This is a genomic window from Aeromonas sp. 604176, from assembly GCF_049170755.1.
Classification (GTDB): Bacteria; Pseudomonadota; Gammaproteobacteria; order Enterobacterales; family Aeromonadaceae; genus Aeromonas; species Aeromonas veronii_A.
In genome coordinates this window covers 1-1505 of the sequence record NZ_JAAKNE010000245.1, presented here as the reverse complement: position 1 = coordinate 1505, position 1505 = coordinate 1, and the positions used below count along the sequence as shown (strand labels likewise).

The 1505-nt window shown below is 49.4% G+C and carries 2 protein-coding genes and 1 pseudogene; all 3 read left to right on the top strand.

Annotation, left to right across the window (positions count from 1 at the left end; translation table 11 throughout):
- Positions 1-308: 308 nt before the first annotated feature.
- Positions 309-737, top strand: a complete 429-nt coding sequence (rplM, locus tag G5358_RS21070) for a 50S ribosomal protein L13 (protein WP_005341737.1) — start codon at positions 309-311, stop codon at positions 735-737.
- 15 nt (positions 738-752) lie between these two features.
- On the top strand, positions 753-1145 hold the full coding sequence (gene rpsI / locus G5358_RS21065; protein ID WP_005336286.1) for a 30S ribosomal protein S9: 393 nt from the start codon (positions 753-755) through the stop codon (positions 1143-1145).
- A gap of 295 nt (positions 1146-1440) precedes the next feature.
- Positions 1441-1505 (top strand): annotated as a pseudogene (locus G5358_RS21060) (ubiquinol-cytochrome c reductase iron-sulfur subunit); the annotation flags it as partial.

The window sequence follows — 1505 nt, the reverse complement described above, 5'->3', positions numbered from 1 at the left end:
ATGCAATCGCACGAATACCTTGCCAGAGTGCACCTTCCTTAGTCACAATACCGCGCCTGCCAGTCGGATGGGCATCTGCGGCAGGTAGGGCCGGGCGACATTTGCTGGTTTCATGGCAGTGAAATTAGCAGGTGATATTTAAGGCAACTTCACTTATAATCGCCCGGCCCACGTTACAGCTGTCGATAAGACAGCAACACTTTAAGCTTTACTTGTATTCGAAGGGGTACAGGTAGGCCATCGTTTGTTGTTTGTGGGAGAGCCCCCATAAACAATTGGGTCTGTAACAGGTAATTGGGTTTAACTTAATGAAAACTTTCGTTGCCAAGCCAGAAACCGTAAAACGTGACTGGTACATTGTGGACGCAGAAGGTAAAACTCTGGGTCGTATCGCAACCGAGATCGCTGCTCGTCTGCGTGGTAAGCACAAAGCTGAATACACTCCGCACGTTGACACCGGTGATTACATCATCGTTGTAAACGCTGAGAAGGTACGTGTTACCGGTAAGAAAACTACCGACAAAATGTACCACGCTCACTCCGGTTTCCCGGGTGGTATCAAGTCAATCAGCTTCGACAAGCTGATTCAGCGTAAACCGGAAATGGTAATCGAAGCTGCTGTTAAAGGCATGCTGCCGAAAGGTCCTCTGGGCCGTGCCATGTTCCGTAAACTGAAAGTTTACGCAGGCGCCGAGCACGCTCACGCTGCTCAGCAACCTCAAGTACTGGATATCTAATCGGGAACTGGCAACATGGCAGAAAATCAATACTACGGTACCGGCCGTCGCAAAAGCTCCACTGCTCGCGTATTTATCAAAGCGGGTAGCGGTAAGATCGTAATCAACCAGCGCTCCCTGGAGCAGTACTTCGGTCGTCCGACTGCCCGCATGGTAGTTCGTCAGCCGCTGGAACTGGTTGAGATGACCGAGAAACTGGATCTGTACATCACCGTTAACGGTGGTGGCATCTCCGGTCAAGCTGGTGCGATCCGCCACGGTATCACTCGTGCTCTGATGCAGTACGATGAAACCCTGCGTTCCGAACTGCGTAAAGCAGGCTTTGTTACTCGCGATGCCCGTAAGGTTGAGCGTAAGAAAGTCGGTCTGCACAAAGCTCGTAAGCGTCCGCAGTACTCCAAGCGTTAATTCGCTTTCGGTGCTCACTCTTTCGAGTGTCAAAAAAGCCTGGCAACCGCCAGGCTTTTTTTATTGGTAATATTACCGACATCAATGCTAACCACGCGTCACAAAAGACAAAAAATTGTTTCTTTATTGTTTTTATTGCTCACCGCTCTTTCTTGTCAAGTTGTTATCTTTTCTTTAAAATTTCCCCTGTTTTCTGTGGCAATTGTAAATCCAGCTTCCGCCGCTGTTGTCACGGGAAAAATGGGGAACAGGGACACTATAAGAATGTGCGGAGTCCACATGGGAGAGTTTTTGGATGAGCAATGCGCCAGTTGATACCGGTCGCCGCAGATTTCTTACCTGGTCAACGGTTGCCGTTGG

Excerpts from the sequence above, each read along its gene's own strand:
- rplM (WP_005341737.1), top strand. The coding sequence starts at position 309 with ATGAAAACTTTCGTTGCCAAGCCAGAAACCGTAAAACGTGACTGGTAC.
- rpsI (WP_005336286.1), top strand. The coding sequence starts at position 753 with ATGGCAGAAAATCAATACTACGGTACCGGCCGTCGCAAAAGCTCCACT.